The sequence below is a fragment of the Alteromonas sp. Mac1 genome (genome assembly GCF_001562125.1).
In the GTDB taxonomy this organism is placed as follows: Bacteria; Pseudomonadota; Gammaproteobacteria; order Enterobacterales; family Alteromonadaceae; genus Alteromonas; species Alteromonas stellipolaris.
In genome coordinates this window covers 4023408-4043103 of record NZ_CP013932.1, presented here as the reverse complement: position 1 = coordinate 4043103, position 19696 = coordinate 4023408, and the positions used below count along the sequence as shown (strand labels likewise).

Genomic DNA, 19696 nt, shown 5'->3' with positions numbered 1-19696 from the left:
AATGAATCAAGTAGAAATTTTCCTAGGCGTCGGCATGTTTATTGCCATTGTATTGGCGCTAGTATTTATCATCATGTTTGCCAAGTCGAAGCTGGTACCAAGCGGTGATGTAACCATCACTATCAACGGTGACCCAGACAAAGCAATTAAAACTGAGCCAGGCGGCAAGCTTCTTGGCGCACTAGCAGATGCAGGATATTTCGTATCTTCAGCATGTGGTGGTGGTGGTTCTTGTGGTCAGTGTCGTGTAGACGTTCATTCAGGTGGTGGTGAAATCCTTCCAACTGAACTTGATCACATCACTAAAGGTGAAGCTCGTGAAGGCTGCCGTTTATCATGTCAGGTTGCGATTAAGCAAGACATGGAAATCGAGCTTGAAGAGTCGGTATTTGGTGTTAAGAAGTGGGATTGTGAAGTTATCTCTAACGATAACAAAGCTACTTTCATCAAAGAACTTAAGCTTCAAATTCCTAACGGTGAAAGCGTACCTTTCCGTGCTGGTGGTTACATTCAAATTGAAGCCCCTGCACACCACGTTAAGTACAAAGAGTTTGAAATCCCTGATGAGTATCGCGGTGATTGGGAACGTTTTGGCTTCTTCGATATCGAATCTAAAGTAGATGAAGAAACCATTCGTGCTTACTCAATGGCTAACTACCCAGAAGAAGAAGGCATTATTATGTTGAACGTGCGTATTGCTACGCCGCCACCTAATAACCTAAGCCTACCTGCTGGTAAAATGTCATCGTATATTTGGAGCCTTAAAGAAGGTGACAAAGCAACGATCTCTGGTCCATTTGGGGAATTCTTCGCAAAAGAAACCGAAAACGAAATGGTATTTGTTGGCGGTGGTGCGGGTATGGCGCCAATGCGTTCGCATATCTTCGACCAACTTCGTCGCTTAAATACCGATCGTAAGATGAGTTTCTGGTACGGTGCTCGTTCACTTCGCGAAATGTTCTATACAGAAGACTTCGATGAGTTAGCTGCAGAAAACGATAACTTCAAGTGGCATGTTGCCCTTTCAGATCCTCAGCCTGAGGACAACTGGGAAGGTTACACTGGGTTCATTCACCAAGTTCTTCTTGAGAACTACCTGAAAGACCACCCTGCGCCTGAAGATTGTGAGTTCTACATGTGTGGACCACCTATGATGAACGCAGCCGTTATCAACATGTTGAAAGACCTAGGTGTTGAAGACGAAAACATTATGCTTGATGACTTCGGTGGTTAATCCGAAATCTACAAGTGAGTAAAGGGGGCGTGAGCCCCCTTTTTGTTTAGTTAAAGGACCCAAAACGTGATTCGATTCTTTGCCAGAATAGCATTAGCGGTTATTGCTATGAGCATCCTTTTTATTGCCAGTTGCAGTGAAAAGCCACTTTCGGTTGAGCATTTGCAAGGCCAAACTATGGGCACGACTTATAATATTAAGTACGTTCTTGGTGAAGGTGAAACTGCAGTAGAAGGTTTGCAGGAAGAAATTGACGCTAAGTTAGTTAACATCAATAAGATGATGTCGACCTACGACACAACGTCTGAGTTGTCTCGTTTTAACCAATATCGATATTCAGATAACTTTGCGGTGTCTCAAGAGACGCTTACCGTGGTGAATGAAGCCCTTCGTTTGGCCCGTTTGAGTGATGGTGTGCTAGATGTTACGGTCGGGCCCTTGGTGAATTTGTGGGGGTTTGGACCTAACAAACGCCCAGAGAAAGTGCCAACCCAAGCCGATATTGATGCCGTACGGGATTATGTAGGTTATGAGAAATTATCTACTACGCCAACCGGTCTTATGAAAGCAAACCCCATGTTGTATGTTGATTTATCAACTATTGCGAAAGGTTATGGCGTGGATGAAGTGGCAGCTATTTTAGATGCCCATGACCTGCAGCATTACCTTGTAGAGATTGGCGGTGAAATGCGGGTTAAAGGCGAACGTGGTGATGGCAGTGAATGGCTAATTGCAATTGAAAAGCCGGTAACGACAGAACGCGCCGTACAAAAAGTGGTGTCTATAGGCACTAATGCCATAGCGACATCGGGTGATTATCGTAACTATTACGAAGAAGATGGGAAACGCTACTCTCATTTGATTGACCCAAATACTGGCTCGCCGATAACTCATGATTTGGTGTCGGTTACGGTGGTAAACCCATCTTCAATGATTGCTGATGGCTTAGCCACTGCCTTCAACGTAATGGGATGGCAACGTGCTATCGACCTTGCAGAGCAGGAACAACTTGCTGTATTTCTCATTCGTCGCACAGCCGATGGATTTGAAGAGTATGCCACGCCAGAATTTGATAAACTGGTAAAAGTAAATAATTAAGGAGTAGGCTATGTCTACGTTTATTCTAGCATTCGGTTTCTTCCTCACTATGGTACTTGCCATGGCGGTAGGCTACTTAGTGCAGCGCAAAACCATTTCAGGTAGCTGCGGTGGACTAGGCGCATTGGGTATCGCTAAAGCATGTGATTGCCCAGAGCCTTGTGACAGAAAGAAATCTCGCATGGAAAAAGAAGAAGCGAGAGAAAAGAAATTGAATGAATGGAAACAGAATCAGATCCTTTAATCTGATCTTATCGCTCTTTTGCTTAGACAAAAACAATACGCAAAAGAGTTACAATGTATAAATATAGATGCGCGGTAAGTTAAAAGCTTACCGCGCTTTTTTGTATGCTTCATTTATTACTTGTGGAGTAAGTAGTTGCTCACTATTCATCTCGTTCACTGGTAAGGCGAATTAATATGCTCTAGAATACTGTCTTTCTATACAGTTTTTTTATAGAGCGGTTCAATTCGTTTGGCAGTTTAGGGGGCAATACGGCATGCGAAAAATCATCCATGTAGATATGGACTGCTTTTATGCTGCGGTTGAAATGCGTGACAACCCTGCGTTACGTAATATCCCTATTGCCATTGGTGGAAGCTCACAGCACCGTGGCGTTATCTCTACCTGTAATTATCCTGCCCGTAAATATGGGGTGCGTTCCGCCATGGCCACCGCATACGCGTTTAAGCTTTGCCCGAATCTCACCTTAGTAAAAGGGCGCATGGATGCTTATGTAAAAGAGTCTCAACGAATTCGCGAAATCTTCGCCGACTATACCGATTTAATCGAGCCACTTTCGTTAGATGAAGCTTACCTTGATGTCACCAATAGCCAATACTGCGGAGGGAGCGCCACCCTAATTGCCGAAGAAATTAGAAGCCGTATTGAAGCAGAATTGGGGCTAACCGCGTCGGCGGGCGTTGCCCCCTGTAAGTTTGTAGCAAAAGTGGCCAGCGATGAAAACAAGCCTAATGGGATTTGTGTTATTACACCGGACAAATTAGACAGTTTTGTTAGCGCTATGCCCCTTAAAAAGATTCCAGGGGTAGGCAAAGTGACAATGCAAAAGTTACAGAGATTAGGGTTAGCGACGTGCAGCGACGTGCGTGTTTACCCTTTCGAGCGTATTCAAAAGGAATTAGGTAAGTTTGGCGCGGTACTGTGGGAACGAGCTCACGGTATTGATGACAGAGAACTATCGGTTTCAAGAGAACGCAAGTCTATAGGCGTAGAACGCACCCTAAGCAACGATATTCACTCATTAAAAGACTGTCGAGACTTTATGCCTCACTTACTACAAAAGCTTCAGGAGCGTATGGATGCCCATGAAAAGCGCACAGGAAAGCCTGTTCGTATTCGCACTCAAGGGGTGAAACTGAAATTTCAAGATTTCCAACTTACTACCGTTGAGCATCGATGCCCTTCGTTAAATGCTCATTACTTTGATACCCTATTGCAAGAAGCTTACGAGCGCGCCAAAGGCCGCGGTATACGATTAGTTGGGCTGCACATTGGCCTTGGTGAGGCACAAACCATACATCAACTTCCTTTGCCCCTAGAGGGTGAATAAAATAGTGAGTAAAAAGGTGAGTAATTGAAACGGCGTCAACCTTATCAGACGTCTTATAAACTTAGCCCTAATTAACAGTATTTAAATGAAAAATAATGAAAAGCAGGAGCCATCATGAGTGCCACAGAAACTAAAACTCCCGAACTTAGAACCCCAGGTCGCTACCGCCACTATAAAGGCAGTGATTACGATGTTTACGAAGTGGCGACACATTCAGAAGATGAGTCTTCCTTAGTGGTGTATCGCCCATGTTATGGTGAAAAAGCCTTGTGGGTTCGCCCATTAAGTATGTTTTTAGAAGAGGTGGTAGTAGAAGGCAAGCCTGTTCCGCGGTTTGCTTATATTGGTGACATCCCAACTGATGAAAAAATGATCTGAACCGGAAGCTAGGTCATAGTGTATGTAGACCTAATAAATAATAAGCACTTCCTAAGGAAACCCCAATGGCGCAATCACGTACCCGAAGTATGCTACTAGCTGCAAGTTTAGTATCGACAACTTTCATTCCAGCTGCTTTTTCGCAAGACCGTTTTGAAAAGGTTGAAATAGAAGCAACAGCACTTAAAGGTTCCGTGCATATGTTAACGGGGATGGGCGGCAATATCGGCGTTTCTGCAGGTGATGATGGCATTCTTATTATTGATGATCAGTTTGCTCCGCTTGCAGAAAAAATAGCTGCCGCGCTAGGCGAGCTTGGTAGCGACAAGCCAAAGTATGTGATTAACACCCATTATCATGGCGACCATACAGGGTCGAATGCGTTTTTTCACAGTCACAAAGGCGCGACTATTTTAGCCCATGACAACGTGCGTGTTCGATTGGCCAACGATGAAAAAGTCTCTCCTGATGCGCTACCGGCTATTACCTATGAAAACGGTATCAAGCTACATTTTAACGGTGAAACCATTCACATTATGCATCTTGAATCAGGGCATACCGACGGCGACAGCATCGTATGGTTTGAACAGCCGGATGTCATGCACACTGGCGACTTGTTCTTCAACGGATTATTCCCGTACATCGACTTAAAGTCCGGCGGTAGCGTTAAAGGCTACATTGAATCAGTTAAGCAAGTGATGGCGAAAATAGATGACGATACGGTTCTGATTCCAGGCCATGGTGCACTTAGTAACAAAGCCGAGTACACCAGCTTTCTTGCAATGATTGAAGAAACCTTTGCTTTTGTGAAAGCGCAGAAAGCACAGGGTAAAAGCCTTGAAGCGATTACAGAAGCAGGACTAGACAGTCAGTGGGATAAGTGGGCGTGGAGCTTCATATCGGAAGAGAAGTGGATTGCTACCCTTTACGAAGAGGCCTAATCAAGCCGGTTTAGGAGCAGGCTCAACATTGCTCCTACTCCGACTCGTAACTATATAGCTGCGTCAGTTTTATTCACCACAGACTCCGGATTTAATACCCCATCAGTATGTGTACTATTGTTAGGACTAGACGCGGTTTCGATTGCGCTTTTCTTTTCCGCTTCGTTTATCGTATTGGACGCCGCTTTAGCAGCTTTGTTGGTGGGCGAGTGAGCAACCATTTTAGGTTTGCGTGGTGTTTTATATAGCGGCCAAACGAGTTGCTCTACCCAGTTAGCGTAAAACATTCCTTCAATACCATATTGAGCTGGGTATTTTCGCGTGATTTTGGCAGTTCCAAATAACACGTCCCAGAAAAACAATAGATTTCCGTAATTACCTTTATAGTTGGTAATGCCATCGTCAGCCTTTAGACCGTGGTGTGCGCTATGGGTAGAGGGTGTCGATATTGTCCTTTCCACAATCCACGCTAGCTTGTTAAGCATTGGCGTTTGGTATAAAAATCTGTCCCATTTCCATTCGGCATGCGCACCGGTAATGACACTTAGCTTTACCACAAGATAGAACGCATAAGTCCAGCCTAACCCTAAATAGATAAGCGCGCCTGAAAACCACAGCGACGGCATCAACAGGTAATAGAACACGTTATTACGATAGATAATGCGCACGCTCATGTACTTGCCGTTGTGGTGTGCACGATGCAAGTTGTACAGGAAACGGGTGGAGTGAGACAGGCGGTGCCACCAATATTGCATCATGTCATCGAATATCAGCAGCAATGCAATATGCAGAAAAATAGATGAGTCGCCTAATGCTTCTTGATCTAGTGCTCCTTGGTATTGGGGCACAACAAGTAACATTAACGCACCGGCACTAAAAAGCACGAAAGGCTGGGTAATTACAAAAAGCACTAAGGTGCCAATGAGTTCGACTTTTCCATCATCGCTCACTTCTGCGCATTTCTTAAAAAGCTTACCTTGCTTTGCTTCCAGTAACGCAAATATCAAAAAAATACCGATAATCGCAATTTGATAGTTCATAGTTCTCTCCACGTATTGCAGTAAAATTAACACCCCATTAACATAGTAAATATATAGAACTATAGATTTGGTGAAAAAGTGTCTTATATAAAAGCGCTCAATCAAATTATCATGCCTGAATCATTACTTGAGCTGTGCACGCAATTTGGTACGCCAACTGAGTACGACAAGGGCGCTATGATCCACAATCGAGGGGATTTAAAACCTGGGCTTTCTATCGTGGAGGCTGGGCAGGTGAAGGTGGGCAATTATGGCGTGGACGGTAATTATCAACTTACCACAGTGCTAGAACGGGGCGACACTTTTGGTGAATTCACTTTATATGCATCGTTAGCCAGAACCCATCATGCGCAAGCAATGTCCGACTGCACCGTGCTGCAAATTAATGAAAGTCGCTTTCGGCAACTCGAAGCTGCGCACCCTGAAGTTGGCGTATTTTTAACGCGCAATCTTGCCATAAAGCTTCACGCTACCTTAGAGCGGCTAGATGACATTTTACGCTTACCGACTCATGTACAATTGGCAAAATTGATTTACCAAACCAGCGTTGCGCAAGCAAGCTCAGTTGAAACTAAATCCGTTCAAGCTAGCTTAAGTCAAACTAGCACTGCAGTAGCGCTTAGGCAAAGCGACTATGCTGAGCGTTTAGGGGTAACTGTGTTAACCGCCCACAAAGCGCTAAATAAGTTGGTATCCCTTTCACTAATTCGAAAGCAATATGGGAAAGTGGAGATTGTTGATATGCAAGCAATGTCGAAGTGGCTAAATGACAATGTATCTTTGTTACCTGTCTGAGGCGTGATCACTCATTGAAACCTCCGCTTTATCCAACCATTTCAATTGCGCGAGGGGATAGCCTAAAAAAAACTTTTCTCTGGATAAAATAATTCTATTTTCAATGCGCTTAATACCAAGCTCCTCTCTGTCACTTAGCAATGTACAGGCGTCATTGAGTTTAGCGATATTCGCAAAACAACTGAACGACACATAATCCACTTTCCCCGTTATCTGCATGCAATCCATGAACTCAGGTATTTCTTGAATAGCGGCAATGAAGCGCCGTTTGAAAGGGGCGCTATTGTCATGCAAGGTAAATTCAACATACGCAAAAACATGTTCGCACATAGCTTCAATATTCACGTCTGCATGAAAGGTACGAAAGTAGCCGGCCTCTTTAAGTGCCTTAACCCGCTGGAAGCAGGCACTAGGTGAAAGGTTAACGCGTCCCGCTAACTCCACGTTGGTGAGGTCTGCTTGCAAATGTAATATGGCCAATATCTTTTGATTGTAGCTGTCTAAATGAATAATCTTTTTCATAAGGTGGCTTCTTTTGTCTTAAACGCACGGTTTGCTACATATACGACGTATCTTACGTACCAAAAGCCTTTATTGGCGCCGCTAATCACAGATTACCCGCAGCAAAGATATCCGGCTCATGTGAAATAAAATTTTCGTGAGTGGGAAAAAGTTCTTTGTGAACGTGAAGTTCGCTAGTCAAATTATCAAAATTAACTAACAAACAAAATATTATTTTGCGATAAGTTTGCACAATAGTTCCAGTAATTAAAACAGGACATGCGATATAGGAATTGTGAAATACAGTATGTGAGACAAAGCAACCATAGTGATTTTTGTCTCACCAACCCAGAGTGTTTTTGATGCGTCAATTTAAGCTTGGCACCTTATGTGCGCCAATCTGACATCAACCGAATAAATTAATACGATAAATACTGAAATGGTTGAGCTATATTGCCCAGCGCTTTATCGAAAGCCGCAACCTAACAGGGATAACAAAAAGATGACGTCTGAAAGTACAGCAGATACTAACGACTATGCCCTAGAGCCTGTGCCTGAAAGTGCACAAACAAGCGGTGTGGCGGTAGGTATGATTAACGGGGCATTAGCTTTTGCGGTACCTGGACTAATTACGGGTATAGAAATAGGCGAAGCGCTGGGCTTTTGGGAAAGTCTTGCTGCTTTTCTGGTAGGGGGCTTAATTTTAGCTTTCTTTGGCACGGTGACTGCGCTGGTAGGGCGTGCCAACCGGCTAACATCGTATGTCACCATACGGCATGTGTTTGGCGTGTGGGGCGCAAAGCTGGTGTCATTTTGTTTTGTGCTGTCGTTACTCGGCTGGTACGGCGTTAACTTAGACTTGTTCGCGCTGGCCACCAACGGTTTGTTAGTTGATTACTTGAGCATTACCTTTAACTCCAGTGCTATTGAGTGGGGCGTTAGTGCGGTGATTGTAATCACTACCTTGTACGGCTTTCAGCGCATGGAAAAATTATCCACTTGGCTGGTGCCCATAATGGGAGTGGTCACATTATTCCTATTAATAAAAAGCGCCATGGCAATGGAGTCTTCAGGCGGCTTGGCGGCGGTCGAGCCTACAATGAGTTTTGGTACGGCGGTATCGGCAGTGGTAGGAAGCTTTATTGTATCTATTGTTTTACTGCCTGATTTAGCGCGCTTTTGTCGAACAAAACGAGATGCATGGTCAGCGTCTTTCATTCCCTTCTTTCTACTAAGTACGTTCGTATACATTGCTGCCTCTTTAGCCGCAAATGTATTCGGTAGCGACGATATTCTTGCGCTAATGGTAAAAGTTGGACTAGGGCTAGCAGCCTTTGTACTGCTTATTTGTTCAAGTTGGCTCACCAATGTGTTGAATCTATATAGCGCCTCATTGGGGGCTGCGGCAGTCATTAACGGCGGTAAACAAAAGGTATTGATCATAGCCATGGGTGTGATGGGAGCTGTAGCGTCATCCCTTAATTTACTTGATAGTTTTTCTGAGTTTTTATTCTCGTTGTCCATCATGTTTACCCCTGTGGCCGCTATCTACTGCGCTGATTTTTTTATTTTAAGAAAGCAAGCTGTGTACCGAACGGATGACTTTATTCCCTCTTTTAATATTAGCGCCATAGCTGCGTGGATAACTGGCATCTTGTTTACCTTTACAAGCGTTGAAACAGGGCTTTTTATCACGCCTATTGAAGCGATAGACGCTTTAATTGTGTCGCTAGTCAGCTACCTCATTTTATCTTATATAACTCGCGCTTTCAGAACTAACATAAGTACTAGGAGCAGCATCGATAGCAATACAGATAGCAGAACTGACAACCCTATCAAGAACAGTACTAAGAGAGAAAACCCATGAAAGAGTTAAGCTTTCAAGATATGAAAGACATTTTGCTAGGCTGCACTGTGCTAGGTACAGGGGGCGGTGGCGAAATGAGTGAAGGCCTAGCACTCATTGATGAGGTAATCGAAAAAGGCTTGCCAATACGCCTAGTAGGGCTTGATGAAGCTCCTGATGATGCATGGATTTGTACGCCTTATTTACTTGGTGCGCTAGATTTAAGTGCCAAAGAGGCCGACGAATACAAAGCGCTACCTAGAAATACCGAGCCAGCAATTTGCAGCGCGTATAGCCGCATAGAATCTTATTTTGATAGGAAGTTTTATGGCACCGTGTGCTGTGAAATGGGCGGTTCTAATACGGCAGTGGCATTTTATACCGCGGCGTTGAATAACGGTGTGGTGATTGACGCTGACCCTGCTGGGCGGGCAGTACCAGAAATTACCCATTCAACCTATTATCTAAATGGCCTTAATGCCGCGCCTGTTATTGCCGCTAATAACTTTTGCGAAACCTTTGTGTGTGAAGGCTTGCGTGACGATCAAAGAGCCGAGCATGTTATGCGTGCACTTTGCCAAGTGAGCGCCAACGACATTGCGGCTATCGACCATGCTATGCCTGTAAAAGACATTCGCCACGCCCTAATAGGCGGAACGATTTCAAAGGCATGGGCGCTAGGTAAAGCGGTGTCGGCTGCCAAGCTGCAAGGTGGTGATGCTGCCAAAGTGATTGCAGACGTCGGTAATGGTTTTGTTGCCTTTAGAGGCAAAGTGACCGCCTTTGAATTTGATACCATAGGTGGCTTTTCTGTCGGAACCGTTGATTTAGCTGGCGCAGGCGATGATGAAGGCCATACCTATCAGCTAGGGGTTAAGAACGAAAACTTAGTTAGTTATTACGACGGTGAAGTGGACGTAACTATACCAGACCTTATTTGCGTGATAGATGATAATACGGGGGAGCCAGTGACTAATCCACATTACGAAATTGGGCAATCGTTGGCGGTTATTATCTTACCTGCCCCTGAAGCGTTTTTAACCCAGAAAGGTTTAGCCACCTTTGGCCCAGCCTATGTGGGTGTGGATGCGCCTTACCGCCCTGCTAGCTTGCAAAATAGGCATAATAAATAGGTATAAATTAGCCGTATTGCGCGTTGCTTAGCGCGCCAAGCTTGTTTATGCTCAATGCCTGCTAATATTTACGTTCTAAAAAGGGTATATCGTGTGTGAACTGCTTGGCATGAGTGCCAATACGCCAACTGATTTGTGTTTTAGCTTTACCGGCCTCACCCGACGCGGTGGCGAAACAGGCCCGCACAAGGATGGCTGGGGTATGGCATTTTATGAAGGCAAGGGCATCCGCCTTTTTCACGACCCCGAACCCTGTGCTACCTCTCAAATTGCAGAGTTTGTTTCTCATCTGCCGATTAAGAGCGAAACGGCTATTTGTCATATTCGCCAAGCCAATGTCGGCAATATTAACCTCGCCAACACCCACCCCTTTACCCGAGAAATGTGGGGTAAGTATTGGGTGTTCGCACATAATGGGCAGCTACCTAACTTTGTGCCTCGTGAAGGCATGTATGAAGCGGTAGGAGATACCGACAGCGAAGCCATGTTCTGCGATTTAATGAATCAAGTGCGGGAAAACCTGCCTCGAGATGCTATGCCGCAACAATTGGCCGATACGCTGGTAAATATCGCCAAAGGCTACGCAGAGCAAGGTGTATTTAATTGCTTGCTCAGCAATGGCGAATGGTTGTTTTCATTTTGCAGCACTAAAATGGCCAGTATTACCCGCCGCGCGCCGTTTGGCCCAGCTTGCTTAAGTGACGTGGAAGTAGAAATTGATTTTGCCGCTGAAACTACACCCAATGATGTGGTGAGCATTATTGCAACCGCGCCGCTTACTCATGACGAACAGTGGGATATATACGAGCGTGGTGAATGGAAGCTATGGCAGCAAGGCGAAGTGATTGCCAGCGGCAAAGTAGATGTACCCATACATAAATCTGAAGCCGCTATGACCAGCCCCGATCCCGATTTGAGTGCTCAACAAGCAAGTTGAGCTCGCATCGCTTTTAACTGATTTTATTAACTTAGCTGCTTTCGAGCGCTTCCACAATCAACGACTGAATTTTTTGATAGCGAAGTGGCAGTGAGCGGTGAGGTGTTTTCACAAAATACAGCGGTTCAGTCACATCGTGCCTTGCGGGGTAAATGGTTAAGCTGTTTGCCGCGTCAGCAAAGCTATCAAGCACCTTAATAGGCAGTACGGTAAAGCCTAGCCCTTTACTAACCGGCAATAAAATTTGAGACAGTTGGTTTATATAACCACGCTGTGGCAACCGGCTAGGATCTAACTGCATCAAGGCTTGCTCGCCGCTGTGACTAAAATAAAGCTTTAAGTAATGCATGGCATCTGGGTGATTTATCAATCCAAGGGCGAGCAATGTATCGTCAATGGCCTCATAAGGCGTATCCTTGGGTAAAATAAGCCCCAGTGATTCATGGCCTATCTTTTCAGATGAAAACAATTCCTCGTCAGGCTGCTGGGTAACTATGCCTAGTTCAAGGCTAGATGCTTGAATGTTGTTTAATATGGTGCGGTTTGGGGCAACTTCTAAATGTATGCTCAAGCGAGGATGGGTGACTTGTAGCTCAACTAACACAGGGTACAAACGCTGTGCTAACGCACCAGAACACCCAATTACGCACTTACCTTCATAGGGTGCATCAAACTTTAAACTCTCTATCAGCGCTTGCTCATGCTTACTCAAGCTTAGCGCATAGTCGTAAACTCGTTGGCCTTGTTCGGTCAGTTCAACCCCTTTACCCAAACGAATAAGTAGCGCACAGCCACAGGCATCTTCAAGCTTCTTAATATGCTGGCTCACGCCTGGCTGGGTCATAAACCGCTGTTCTGCGGTGCGGGTGAAATTACCCGTTTCAACTAACATCTTAAAGGTGTCGAGCCACAAAGGATTCAGCATGCTATAAATTTATGTTATGGATTTAAGAAATAATCATAATTTCCAGTAGTGGGTTTGTCTAGTTAATATACGTGCATACTTTACATCGAGGAGATAAAGATGACTGAAGCAGTTAAGACCCCTTATCCACGTACGTTTTCACATATTGGTATTTCGGTTCCAGACCTTGATGCCGCCGTTAAGTTTTACACTGAAGTACTAGGCTGGTACTTAATCATGAAGCCAACTGAAATTGTTGAAGATGACTCAGCAATTGGTGAAATGTGTACTGATGTATTTGGTGCAGGTTGGGATAAATTCCGCATTGCTCACCTTTCAACGGGCGACCGCGTAGGTGTTGAAATATTTGAATTTAAAAATCAGGAAAACCCTGAGAACAACTTCGAATACTGGAAAACGGGTGTGTTCCATTTCTGTGTTCAAGACCCTGATGTTGAAGGCTTGGCAGAAAAGATTGTAGAAGCCGGTGGTAAGAAACGCATGAAAGCACCACGTTATTACTACCCAGGCGAAAAGCCTTACCGCATGATTTACATGGAAGACCCGTTTGGTAACATCCTTGAAATTTATAGCCACAGCTATGAACTTCATTATGCTAGCGGTGCCTACCAGTAAGTAAAGAAGGCAATAGGTAAAGAAGCGCAATAAGTAAAGGGCGAGTGGATCACTCGCCTTTTTTAATGGGCAGAAAAACTATTCTATTGGCGCTTCTATTGCTATTCCTACTGGCACTTAACCCCATTGTGATGCAACGTAAGGGTTACTGGCTTTTTCTTTTGCTACCGTGGTGGTAGGGCCATGACCAGGATAAATCACCATATCGTCAGGTAGTGTTAAAATTTTTGCGTTTATTGAATCGAGTAGCTGTTGATGATCTCCTTGAGGGAAATCAGTGCGCCCAATTGAACCAGCAAAAATCACATCACCCACAATAACCTTGTTACTTATTCGCTCCACGAGAACCACATGGCCAGGGGTATGCCCCGGGCAGTGCAATACCTCAAGCGTTAGCTCTCCAACTGAAATGGTATCGTTGTCGCTTAACCATTGGTTCGGCACAAAGGGCGTGGCAGGTGGAAAGCCAAACATTTGGCTTTGCTGCATTAGAGCATCTAGCCAGAATTTGTCACCTAGGTGTGGTCCTACTATCGGCACATCGTAGTATTTAGCAAGTTCGACAGTGCCGCCTACATGGTCTAAATGACCGTGGGTAAGAATGATTTTTTCAATAGTTACCTGATTATCTGACGCCGCGCAGATGAGCTTCTGTATATCTCCGCCAGGGTCAACAAATGCCCCTTGCTTGCTACCTGCGTCCCAAATAAGCGAACAGTTTTGAGCAAATGGCGTCACCGGTATAATAATAATTTCCAATGTGCTTCCTCCCAACAAAGGCTATTTCGAAAACACTTTTTTACCTGCTATGTAGGTAGCATGCACTTGGGTTTTCCAAATATCTTTTTTATCTATGGTAAAGATATCTTGATCAACCAGTATGAAATCCGCCCACTTGCCAGGCGTAAGAGTGCCAAGGGTGTCTTCCATATGTCCCGCGTAAGCAGCATCTAAGGTAAAACCTTTAAAGGCTTGCTTAATAGTAAGCGCCTCGTGGGCATACCAGCCTTTAACTGGCTGGTTTTCTCTGTCTTGGCGGGTTACCGCAGCGTGTAAACCATAGAATGGGTTAGCCAACTCCACTGGGAAATCTGAGCCAAGAGGCAAAGGAATACCTGATTCAAGTAAAGTTTGCCACGCATAAGCGCCTTCCATTCTGTCTTTGCCAATACGATCTTCAGCCATGTTTTTATCGCTGGTAGCGTGAGTGGGCTGCATGGATGGCAATACATCTAACTCGGCAAAACGAGCGAGATCTTCAGGCGCGATAACTTGCGCATGTTCTATTCGGTTACGTAATTCACTACCGCCGATAGCCGTAAATGTTTTTTCAAACTCATTCAGCGCAACATGATTCGCTTTATCGCCAATAGCGTGGTAATTCAATTGAAACCCAGCGCCTATGACCGACGTAAACAACGGCGTCATATCTTCAGGCTGAGTGAGTAATAAACCATGCTGGTGGGGTGCGTCAGAGTAGGGGGCTAATAAGGCTGCGCCTCTGCTGCCAAGCGCACCATCGCCATAGGCTTTTACTGAACGAATATATAAATAATCGTTAGCGTCGCGAATGGGCCCTTTTCCTAATAGTTTACTTAAGTCGGGGTCAGTGGCGCTTATCATGGCGTATATTCGAATGGGCAGTTCAGCTTGAACTGCTTGTTTAATATAAAAGTCGTACACACCACGGCCGACACCTGCATCATGCATTGACGTAATGCCATTTGATAGTAAGTGCTTACCTGCTGCATCTAGTTGGCGTTTGTATACCGCATTGCTTTGCGTTGGCAAATAGGGTTCGACTAACGCCATGGCATTATCAATTAATACCCCTGTTGGCTCGCCATTCGCATCTTTAACAATCTCACCGCCAACCGGTGTAGGCGTGTCTTTAGTGATACCCGCTAAGGTGAGGGTCTTGGTATTTGCCCAGCCAGCATGGCCGTCTACACGAGTGAGCCAAACAGGGCGGTCAGACACTTTTTTGTCTAAATCAGAACTGGTTGGAAAGGCTCTATCAGACCATAATTCTTGGTTCCAACCTCGGCCAGTAATCCAAGGTTGCGTGCTATTTGCCAGTGCATATTCCGCCACGCTTTCTGCGGCATTGGCAGCACTGGTGCTTTCACGTAAATCCACTTCAAGTAGGTTAGCCCCCAAGCCCAATAAGTGCCCGTGAGCATCAATAAGGCCAGGCAACATAACGAGACCTTCACCATCAATGGTTTCTGTTATCGACACATCATCAGTCATGCCGGCTTTAGTGTCTTTTGCACTGACGTTTAGCGATACCACCTTACCGTCATCAATAAGGATGTTTGAGAAGGTCACTAACTCAGCATCATCATTCAGCGTGTAACCTTTTACGTTGGTAAAAAGTGTTGCTGCACAAGCGATACTGGATAGTGAGGCAATAGCAAACGCGCCACCTAATTTAAGAATGGAGCGCTTTATGAGGCGGTTGTTACTTTGACTAAGGGTAATTTCACGTACTATTTCTGTCGTATTAACGTGCATTTTTAGCATGCTTATTCTTCCGTGTTAATAATAGGGGGTTGAAGCAAAAAGTCTCGTTCCCAAATTGCAGCCATAGAGGCTTGGCTAATATTGCCGCCAGACAGCATAACCAACGCAGTTTGGCCAGGTGGTGTGTTAGCAGCCCATGCCGCAACCGCTGCCATACTCATGGCGCAAGTGGGTTCTATGTGAAGTTTCAATAGGTGCTGCAGCCACTGTGTCCAGTAGGCTATTTGCAATTCGTCCACTTCGTAAAAATCATCAAGTTCTTGTAATAGAGGAAAGGTCACATTGCCCACTGAGGGCGTTGCAGCGCCGTCGGCAAGGGTCACCGGCGGTGCATCAAGGGCAACTATCTCACCTTGCTGCAATGACTGAGAGGCATCGTTGGCGGCAAGTGGTTCAGCCCCAATAACTAACGCATCGGGTTGTAACGCCCGAGCAGTAAGCAAAGTGCCCGATAACAAACCACCACCGCCACAAGGGGCGAATATAGCATCTACTTTACCTGCATCTTCTAGGGCTTCAACGGCAGCAGTACCTTGGCCAGCTACAATATCTGGATGGTTAAACGGCGGTATCCATACCGTACCTGCTTCCTCAGCGGCATTGGCCACGGCAATATCGGCTTCTTGGCGGGTAGCAAAGAGTTTCAACTTTGCTCCATAGCTTTCGGTGGCCGCTGCTTTAATAGGAGAAATGGTTTCGCTAGCGAAAATAGTGGCGGGAATGCCATATTTTGCAGCAGCATAAGCCACAGCCTGGGCATGATTACCTGAACTATTGGCCACCACCTTTTTAGGTAGTTCACCCCGTTCATCTAAGTGCGCCAAGAAATTTAGTGCGCCGCGCAGCTTAAATGCTCCTATGGTTTGAAGGCATTCAGCTTTAAATAAAATACGATGCCCCATCCACTTATTTAACAGGCTCGACTCCATAATAGGTGTGCGCTTAACGTGGTCTTTAATTCTGTCATACGCTTGAGTTATGGCCGAGTAGGAGAGTTCCGTTTCACTAGAGTGCATGAGTAACGCCTTGTATCTGCATTAGAAATACGTTTATTTAAACGCAGTTTATATTTAAGTAAAGTTATACCCTATCATTTAAATGCTAAAAGGCTAATTCATAAAAAATTCATCTTCGCGGTTTATATTCCTACCCTCTCGATGAGAGGTAATCGTAATGCAATCAAGAGTTACCCAGCGAATATACGGGCTGCCCCTAGTGCTGTTCGTGTTTCTATCCCTGCTTTTTGTCGCAGCTGGTGTCTATCTAGACAATGAAGACAAGCGAGTTCGAATTTCGAAAGCCCAATCCGTTGCCGAACAGGTAAAGATTAGCTTAGAAGTATTCTCTACAGAACGTATGCAAGCCGTTCATAATTTAATGCGAAACTGGCCAACCTTTGCGCCCAATCAGGTGGATTGGTTTAATGCGCAAGCGATGTCGTTGATGGGAATGCAGCGCGGGTATAGTTCGCTAACCTTTGCTGATCAAAATGGTGTCATCCAATGGATAGCTACCCCTAGCCATGGAATGAAAACTCGCCTATCAAACGAACTTATCGGCAAGCCACTCGCATCGGTAGGGCTCACTATTCCCACACCTGCTGAGTCGTTGACCAGTACATTGGTTCATTCGTCGGTAACGGGGCATTATCATATTATTGTTGGCCGTACCATTAGCCCTCAAGAACTCAATCACGGGTTCTTACTGGCGGGCTTTGATGCACAAACGATTTTGGGCGTTATGCTTGGCGAGCTAGAAGGTCCTCAGTTTAATTTTGCGCTTCAAGACGCTGGTCGCACCCTATTTAGCAATGGTGAGTTAGTTGATGACGGAACCGTGATTGCGACTGAGCCGTTTCCGTTTATTGGTCGTCAGTTTTCGCTGTCTATGCAGACCGAAGTGGGGCGTTATAGATCTGGTGTATTAGTCGTGGTGATAGGGCTTTTCATGTCGGCGTTGGCCAGTTGGATTTTTCATAAGCAAATGAAAGGTGCGGTGAATCTATCGGCCAGTCAAAAGCGTTACCTTACGGCCAGTGAGGCATCGTTAGATGCGTTAGTCATTTATCGCCCTGCAGGCAATGATTATGAGTTAGTTGAAGCAAACCGCTACAGTCGATTTCTATTTCGTGGGGCATGTTCAGAGTTAAGCACTAAAACACTGAAAGCTCAGTTAACGCTTCTAGGCAAAGCTGACCTCTTTGATAGTGTTGTTGCGGTGGCAATAAACAACAAGCCCTTTGAAGAGTATGTTGCTATCAAAGGGAATAAAATTGCACCTGAATGGTTGAAGGTACAAGTAGTTAAAGCCGGGGACAATATTGCCTTGACCGCAAGGGATGTCACAGAGAGATTTAAGGCTCAGCAAGCTCTTAAACATAGCGAAGAGCGCTATCGCAGGTTGGTAGATGGCATGCACAGGCACTTCGTTTATACCAAAACCGCTGAACATAAGTTTATTTATGTGAGTGCAGGAATTAGTACTATCTTAGGTTTTACTCCAGATAATTTTATCGAAAAACAATCTCGACTTGTCAGAAGAATACCAGATGAGACTTTCGAAATACGAGCGAAATCGGGTCTGGGAGTAAAACCCGCCCCTTATCTGGTTCACTACACCAGTTATGATGGTACCGAGTTGGTACTAGAGTTTTCAGATACCCCTATATTAGATGAATCTGGCGCGCTAATTGCGGTGGAGGGCATAGCCAGGGATGTGACAAAAGAGCAAGAATTACAAGCTGAAGTAGCGTATCAAGCAAATCATGATCAATTGACGGGTCTACTCAACCGCTATGCTTTTGATAAGCAACTACGAGAAATTTTAGAGTCTAATGCCGTCAATACTGTTGATAAAAATGTCGAAATTGTAAGAGATAACGTCACTTCCATATTCCCAGCATCCACGTCGGGTGATACAACTAACCCCGGCGTGATGTGCTTTATCGATATGGACAGATTTAAGTTAGTGAACGACAGTTGTGGGCACCCAGCTGGCGATAAGTTACTTCAGGAAGTGTCTACCATCTTTAAGCGGCATATCAGTGACAAAGACTTACTTGCCCGCATCGGCGGGGATGAGTTTTGTATTATTTATCATCAACAGCCCCTCGATAAGGTAAAAATAAAGCTCGATAAACTGTTAAAGGCTATCTCTACTTATCGGTTTATGTATGGAGATAAGCTATTTTTCGTTGGTGCAAGCATTGGTGTCATTGAAATAACCCCTCAAGAACATAATGCGGCAGAGCTTATAAAGGCAGCTGACAATGCCTGTTATAAGGCCAAGCATTTAGGAAGAAACAGATACTTTGTCTATCACGCTCAAGATGCTCAGCTAGGCATGGATAGCAGCGAAAATGACGTACTACACACCCTGCATAAAGCACTTCAGTTCGATGGTTTTGAATTATATAGCCAAGCCATTATGCCGCTAAATAGCATAGGCGAAGACACTGCCACCGCCCTTGAGCACTATGAAATATTGCTTCGCCTGACGGGAAGCGACGGTAGCCTAATTAGCCCAGGTTTATTTATTCCTCTTGCCGAGCGTCATGGCTTAATGAACAAAGTGGACTATTGGGTAGTAGATAATACGTTAAAGATGTTAGAGGCCAATCCGCTGCACGTAGACAATGTGGCTAAAGTGGCCATTAACTTGTCAGGGATTACCCTTGGTGATGAAATCACCTTGTTGAAAATTACCCAGCGGCTTCAAGGCACCCCAGTACCTTTAGAAAAGATTTGCTTTGAAATCACCGAAACCACCGCGGTCACCAACTTAAGTGCGGCAAAGCATTTTATCTCCACGCTTCGAGCAATAGGCTGTAGCTTTGCCCTCGACGATTTTGGTGCGGGGATGTCGTCTTTCACCTACCTTAAAAACTTGGATGTCGACTACGTCAAAATTGACGGTTCCTTTGTTCGAAATATTGTTCACGATCCAATCGATCATGCTACAGTTACCGCGATAAATAATATTGCTCACAGTATGGGTAAGCAAACGGTGGCGGAGTTTGTGGTAGATACCGCAACGGCAAATGTACTAAAGGTATTACAGGTAGACTACGGTCAAGGTTTTGCCTTAGATAAGCCCCAACCCCTTGCTCATCGCGTACAGTGGCTTACAAAACTCGTGTCTGTTTAGGAGAATA

General features: G+C 45.0%; 18 protein-coding genes. 12 read left to right on the top strand and 6 right to left on the bottom strand.

What is annotated here, in order from left to right; genetic code table 11:
- Position 1 precedes the first annotated feature (1 nt).
- From nqrF to AV939_RS17105, 6 genes are all read left to right on the top strand, one after another.
- Complete coding sequence (gene nqrF / locus AV939_RS17130; RefSeq protein WP_057789307.1) at positions 2 to 1234, top strand: NADH:ubiquinone reductase (Na(+)-transporting) subunit F; 1233 nt, start codon at positions 2 to 4, stop codon at positions 1232 to 1234.
- Between the two features lie 66 nt (positions 1235 to 1300).
- Positions 1301 to 2332: an FAD:protein FMN transferase gene (locus tag AV939_RS17125; protein ID WP_082604806.1), complete on the top strand. Its 1032-nt coding sequence runs from the start codon at positions 1301 to 1303 to the stop codon at positions 2330 to 2332.
- A 10-nt stretch (positions 2333 to 2342) separates the two neighbouring features.
- Complete coding sequence (nqrM, locus tag AV939_RS17120) at positions 2343 to 2576, top strand: (Na+)-NQR maturation NqrM (RefSeq protein WP_013782597.1); 234 nt, start codon at positions 2343 to 2345, stop codon at positions 2574 to 2576.
- A 256-nt stretch (positions 2577 to 2832) separates the two neighbouring features.
- Positions 2833 to 3906: a DNA polymerase IV gene (dinB, locus tag AV939_RS17115; RefSeq protein WP_057789309.1), complete on the top strand. Its 1074-nt coding sequence runs from the start codon at positions 2833 to 2835 to the stop codon at positions 3904 to 3906.
- Between the two features lie 114 nt (positions 3907 to 4020).
- Complete coding sequence (locus AV939_RS17110) at positions 4021 to 4284, top strand: DUF1653 domain-containing protein (RefSeq protein ID WP_057789310.1); 264 nt, start codon at positions 4021 to 4023, stop codon at positions 4282 to 4284.
- Between the two features lie 89 nt (positions 4285 to 4373).
- Positions 4374 to 5225 (top strand): MBL fold metallo-hydrolase, encoded by an 852-nt coding sequence (locus tag AV939_RS17105; RefSeq protein WP_376738722.1) that lies wholly within the window; start codon positions 4374 to 4376, stop codon positions 5223 to 5225.
- 50 nt (positions 5226 to 5275) lie between these two features.
- Here the strand turns inward: AV939_RS17105 and AV939_RS17100 are convergent, their stop codons facing one another.
- A complete protein-coding gene (locus AV939_RS17100) occupies positions 5276 to 6265 on the bottom strand; it encodes a sterol desaturase family protein (protein ID WP_082604807.1) in 990 nt (329 codons plus the stop codon).
- Positions 6266 to 6343: 78 nt separating this feature from the next.
- Here AV939_RS17100 and AV939_RS17095 point away from each other — a divergent pair, with 78 nt between their 5' ends.
- Entirely contained in the window at positions 6344 to 7060 is a 717-nt protein-coding gene (locus tag AV939_RS17095) for a Crp/Fnr family transcriptional regulator (protein WP_057789313.1), read from the top strand.
- Here AV939_RS17095 and AV939_RS17090 read toward each other — a convergent pair.
- Positions 7049 to 7582 carry an Lrp/AsnC family transcriptional regulator gene (locus AV939_RS17090; protein WP_057789314.1) on the bottom strand — a complete coding sequence of 178 codons (534 nt, stop codon included), beginning with the start codon at positions 7580 to 7582 and terminating at the stop codon, positions 7049 to 7051. The two genes, AV939_RS17095 and AV939_RS17090, sit on opposite strands and share 12 nt — an antisense overlap.
- A gap of 481 nt (positions 7583 to 8063) precedes the next feature.
- On the opposite strand from AV939_RS17090, the gene AV939_RS17085 reads away from it, so the two are divergent.
- The 3 genes from AV939_RS17085 to AV939_RS17075 all read left to right on the top strand — a co-directional run bounded on the left by AV939_RS17085 (position 8064) and on the right by AV939_RS17075 (position 11477).
- Complete coding sequence (locus AV939_RS17085; protein ID WP_057789316.1) at positions 8064 to 9428, top strand: cytosine permease; 1365 nt, start codon at positions 8064 to 8066, stop codon at positions 9426 to 9428.
- Positions 9425 to 10540: a DUF917 domain-containing protein gene (locus tag AV939_RS17080; RefSeq protein ID WP_057789317.1), complete on the top strand. Its 1116-nt coding sequence runs from the start codon at positions 9425 to 9427 to the stop codon at positions 10538 to 10540. The genes AV939_RS17085 and AV939_RS17080 overlap by 4 nt, the downstream gene beginning before the upstream one ends.
- A gap of 91 nt (positions 10541 to 10631) precedes the next feature.
- The gene (locus AV939_RS17075) at positions 10632 to 11477 is read left to right on the top strand and encodes a class II glutamine amidotransferase (RefSeq protein WP_061997901.1); all 846 of its coding nucleotides are present in this window, start codon (positions 10632 to 10634) and stop codon (positions 11475 to 11477) included.
- 31 nt (positions 11478 to 11508) lie between these two features.
- On the opposite strand, the gene AV939_RS17070 is transcribed toward AV939_RS17075, so the two are convergent.
- Complete coding sequence (locus tag AV939_RS17070) at positions 11509 to 12402, bottom strand: LysR family transcriptional regulator (protein WP_057789320.1); 894 nt, start codon at positions 12400 to 12402, stop codon at positions 11509 to 11511.
- 99 nt (positions 12403 to 12501) lie between these two features.
- Here AV939_RS17070 and AV939_RS17065 point away from each other — a divergent pair, with 99 nt between their 5' ends.
- Positions 12502 to 13017: a lactoylglutathione lyase family protein gene (locus tag AV939_RS17065; RefSeq protein WP_057789322.1), complete on the top strand. Its 516-nt coding sequence runs from the start codon at positions 12502 to 12504 to the stop codon at positions 13015 to 13017.
- Between the two features lie 117 nt (positions 13018 to 13134).
- Here the strand turns inward: AV939_RS17065 and AV939_RS17060 are convergent, their stop codons facing one another.
- The 3 genes from AV939_RS17060 to AV939_RS17050 are packed head-to-tail and all read right to left on the bottom strand — an operon-like array spanning position 13135 to position 16559.
- Complete coding sequence (locus AV939_RS17060) at positions 13135 to 13776, bottom strand: MBL fold metallo-hydrolase (RefSeq protein ID WP_057789324.1); 642 nt, start codon at positions 13774 to 13776, stop codon at positions 13135 to 13137.
- A gap of 21 nt (positions 13777 to 13797) precedes the next feature.
- Positions 13798 to 15543, bottom strand: coding sequence for an amidohydrolase (locus tag AV939_RS17055; protein ID WP_082604809.1), 1746 nt, complete (start codon positions 15541 to 15543; stop codon positions 13798 to 13800).
- 2 nt (positions 15544 to 15545) lie between these two features.
- Complete coding sequence (locus AV939_RS17050; protein ID WP_057789326.1) at positions 15546 to 16559, bottom strand: serine/threonine dehydratase; 1014 nt, start codon at positions 16557 to 16559, stop codon at positions 15546 to 15548.
- Positions 16560 to 16716: 157 nt separating this feature from the next.
- Here AV939_RS17050 and AV939_RS17045 point away from each other — a divergent pair, with 157 nt between their 5' ends.
- Entirely contained in the window at positions 16717 to 19689 is a 2973-nt protein-coding gene (locus tag AV939_RS17045) for a putative bifunctional diguanylate cyclase/phosphodiesterase (RefSeq protein WP_057789328.1), read from the top strand.
- Positions 19690 to 19696 lie beyond the last annotated feature (7 nt).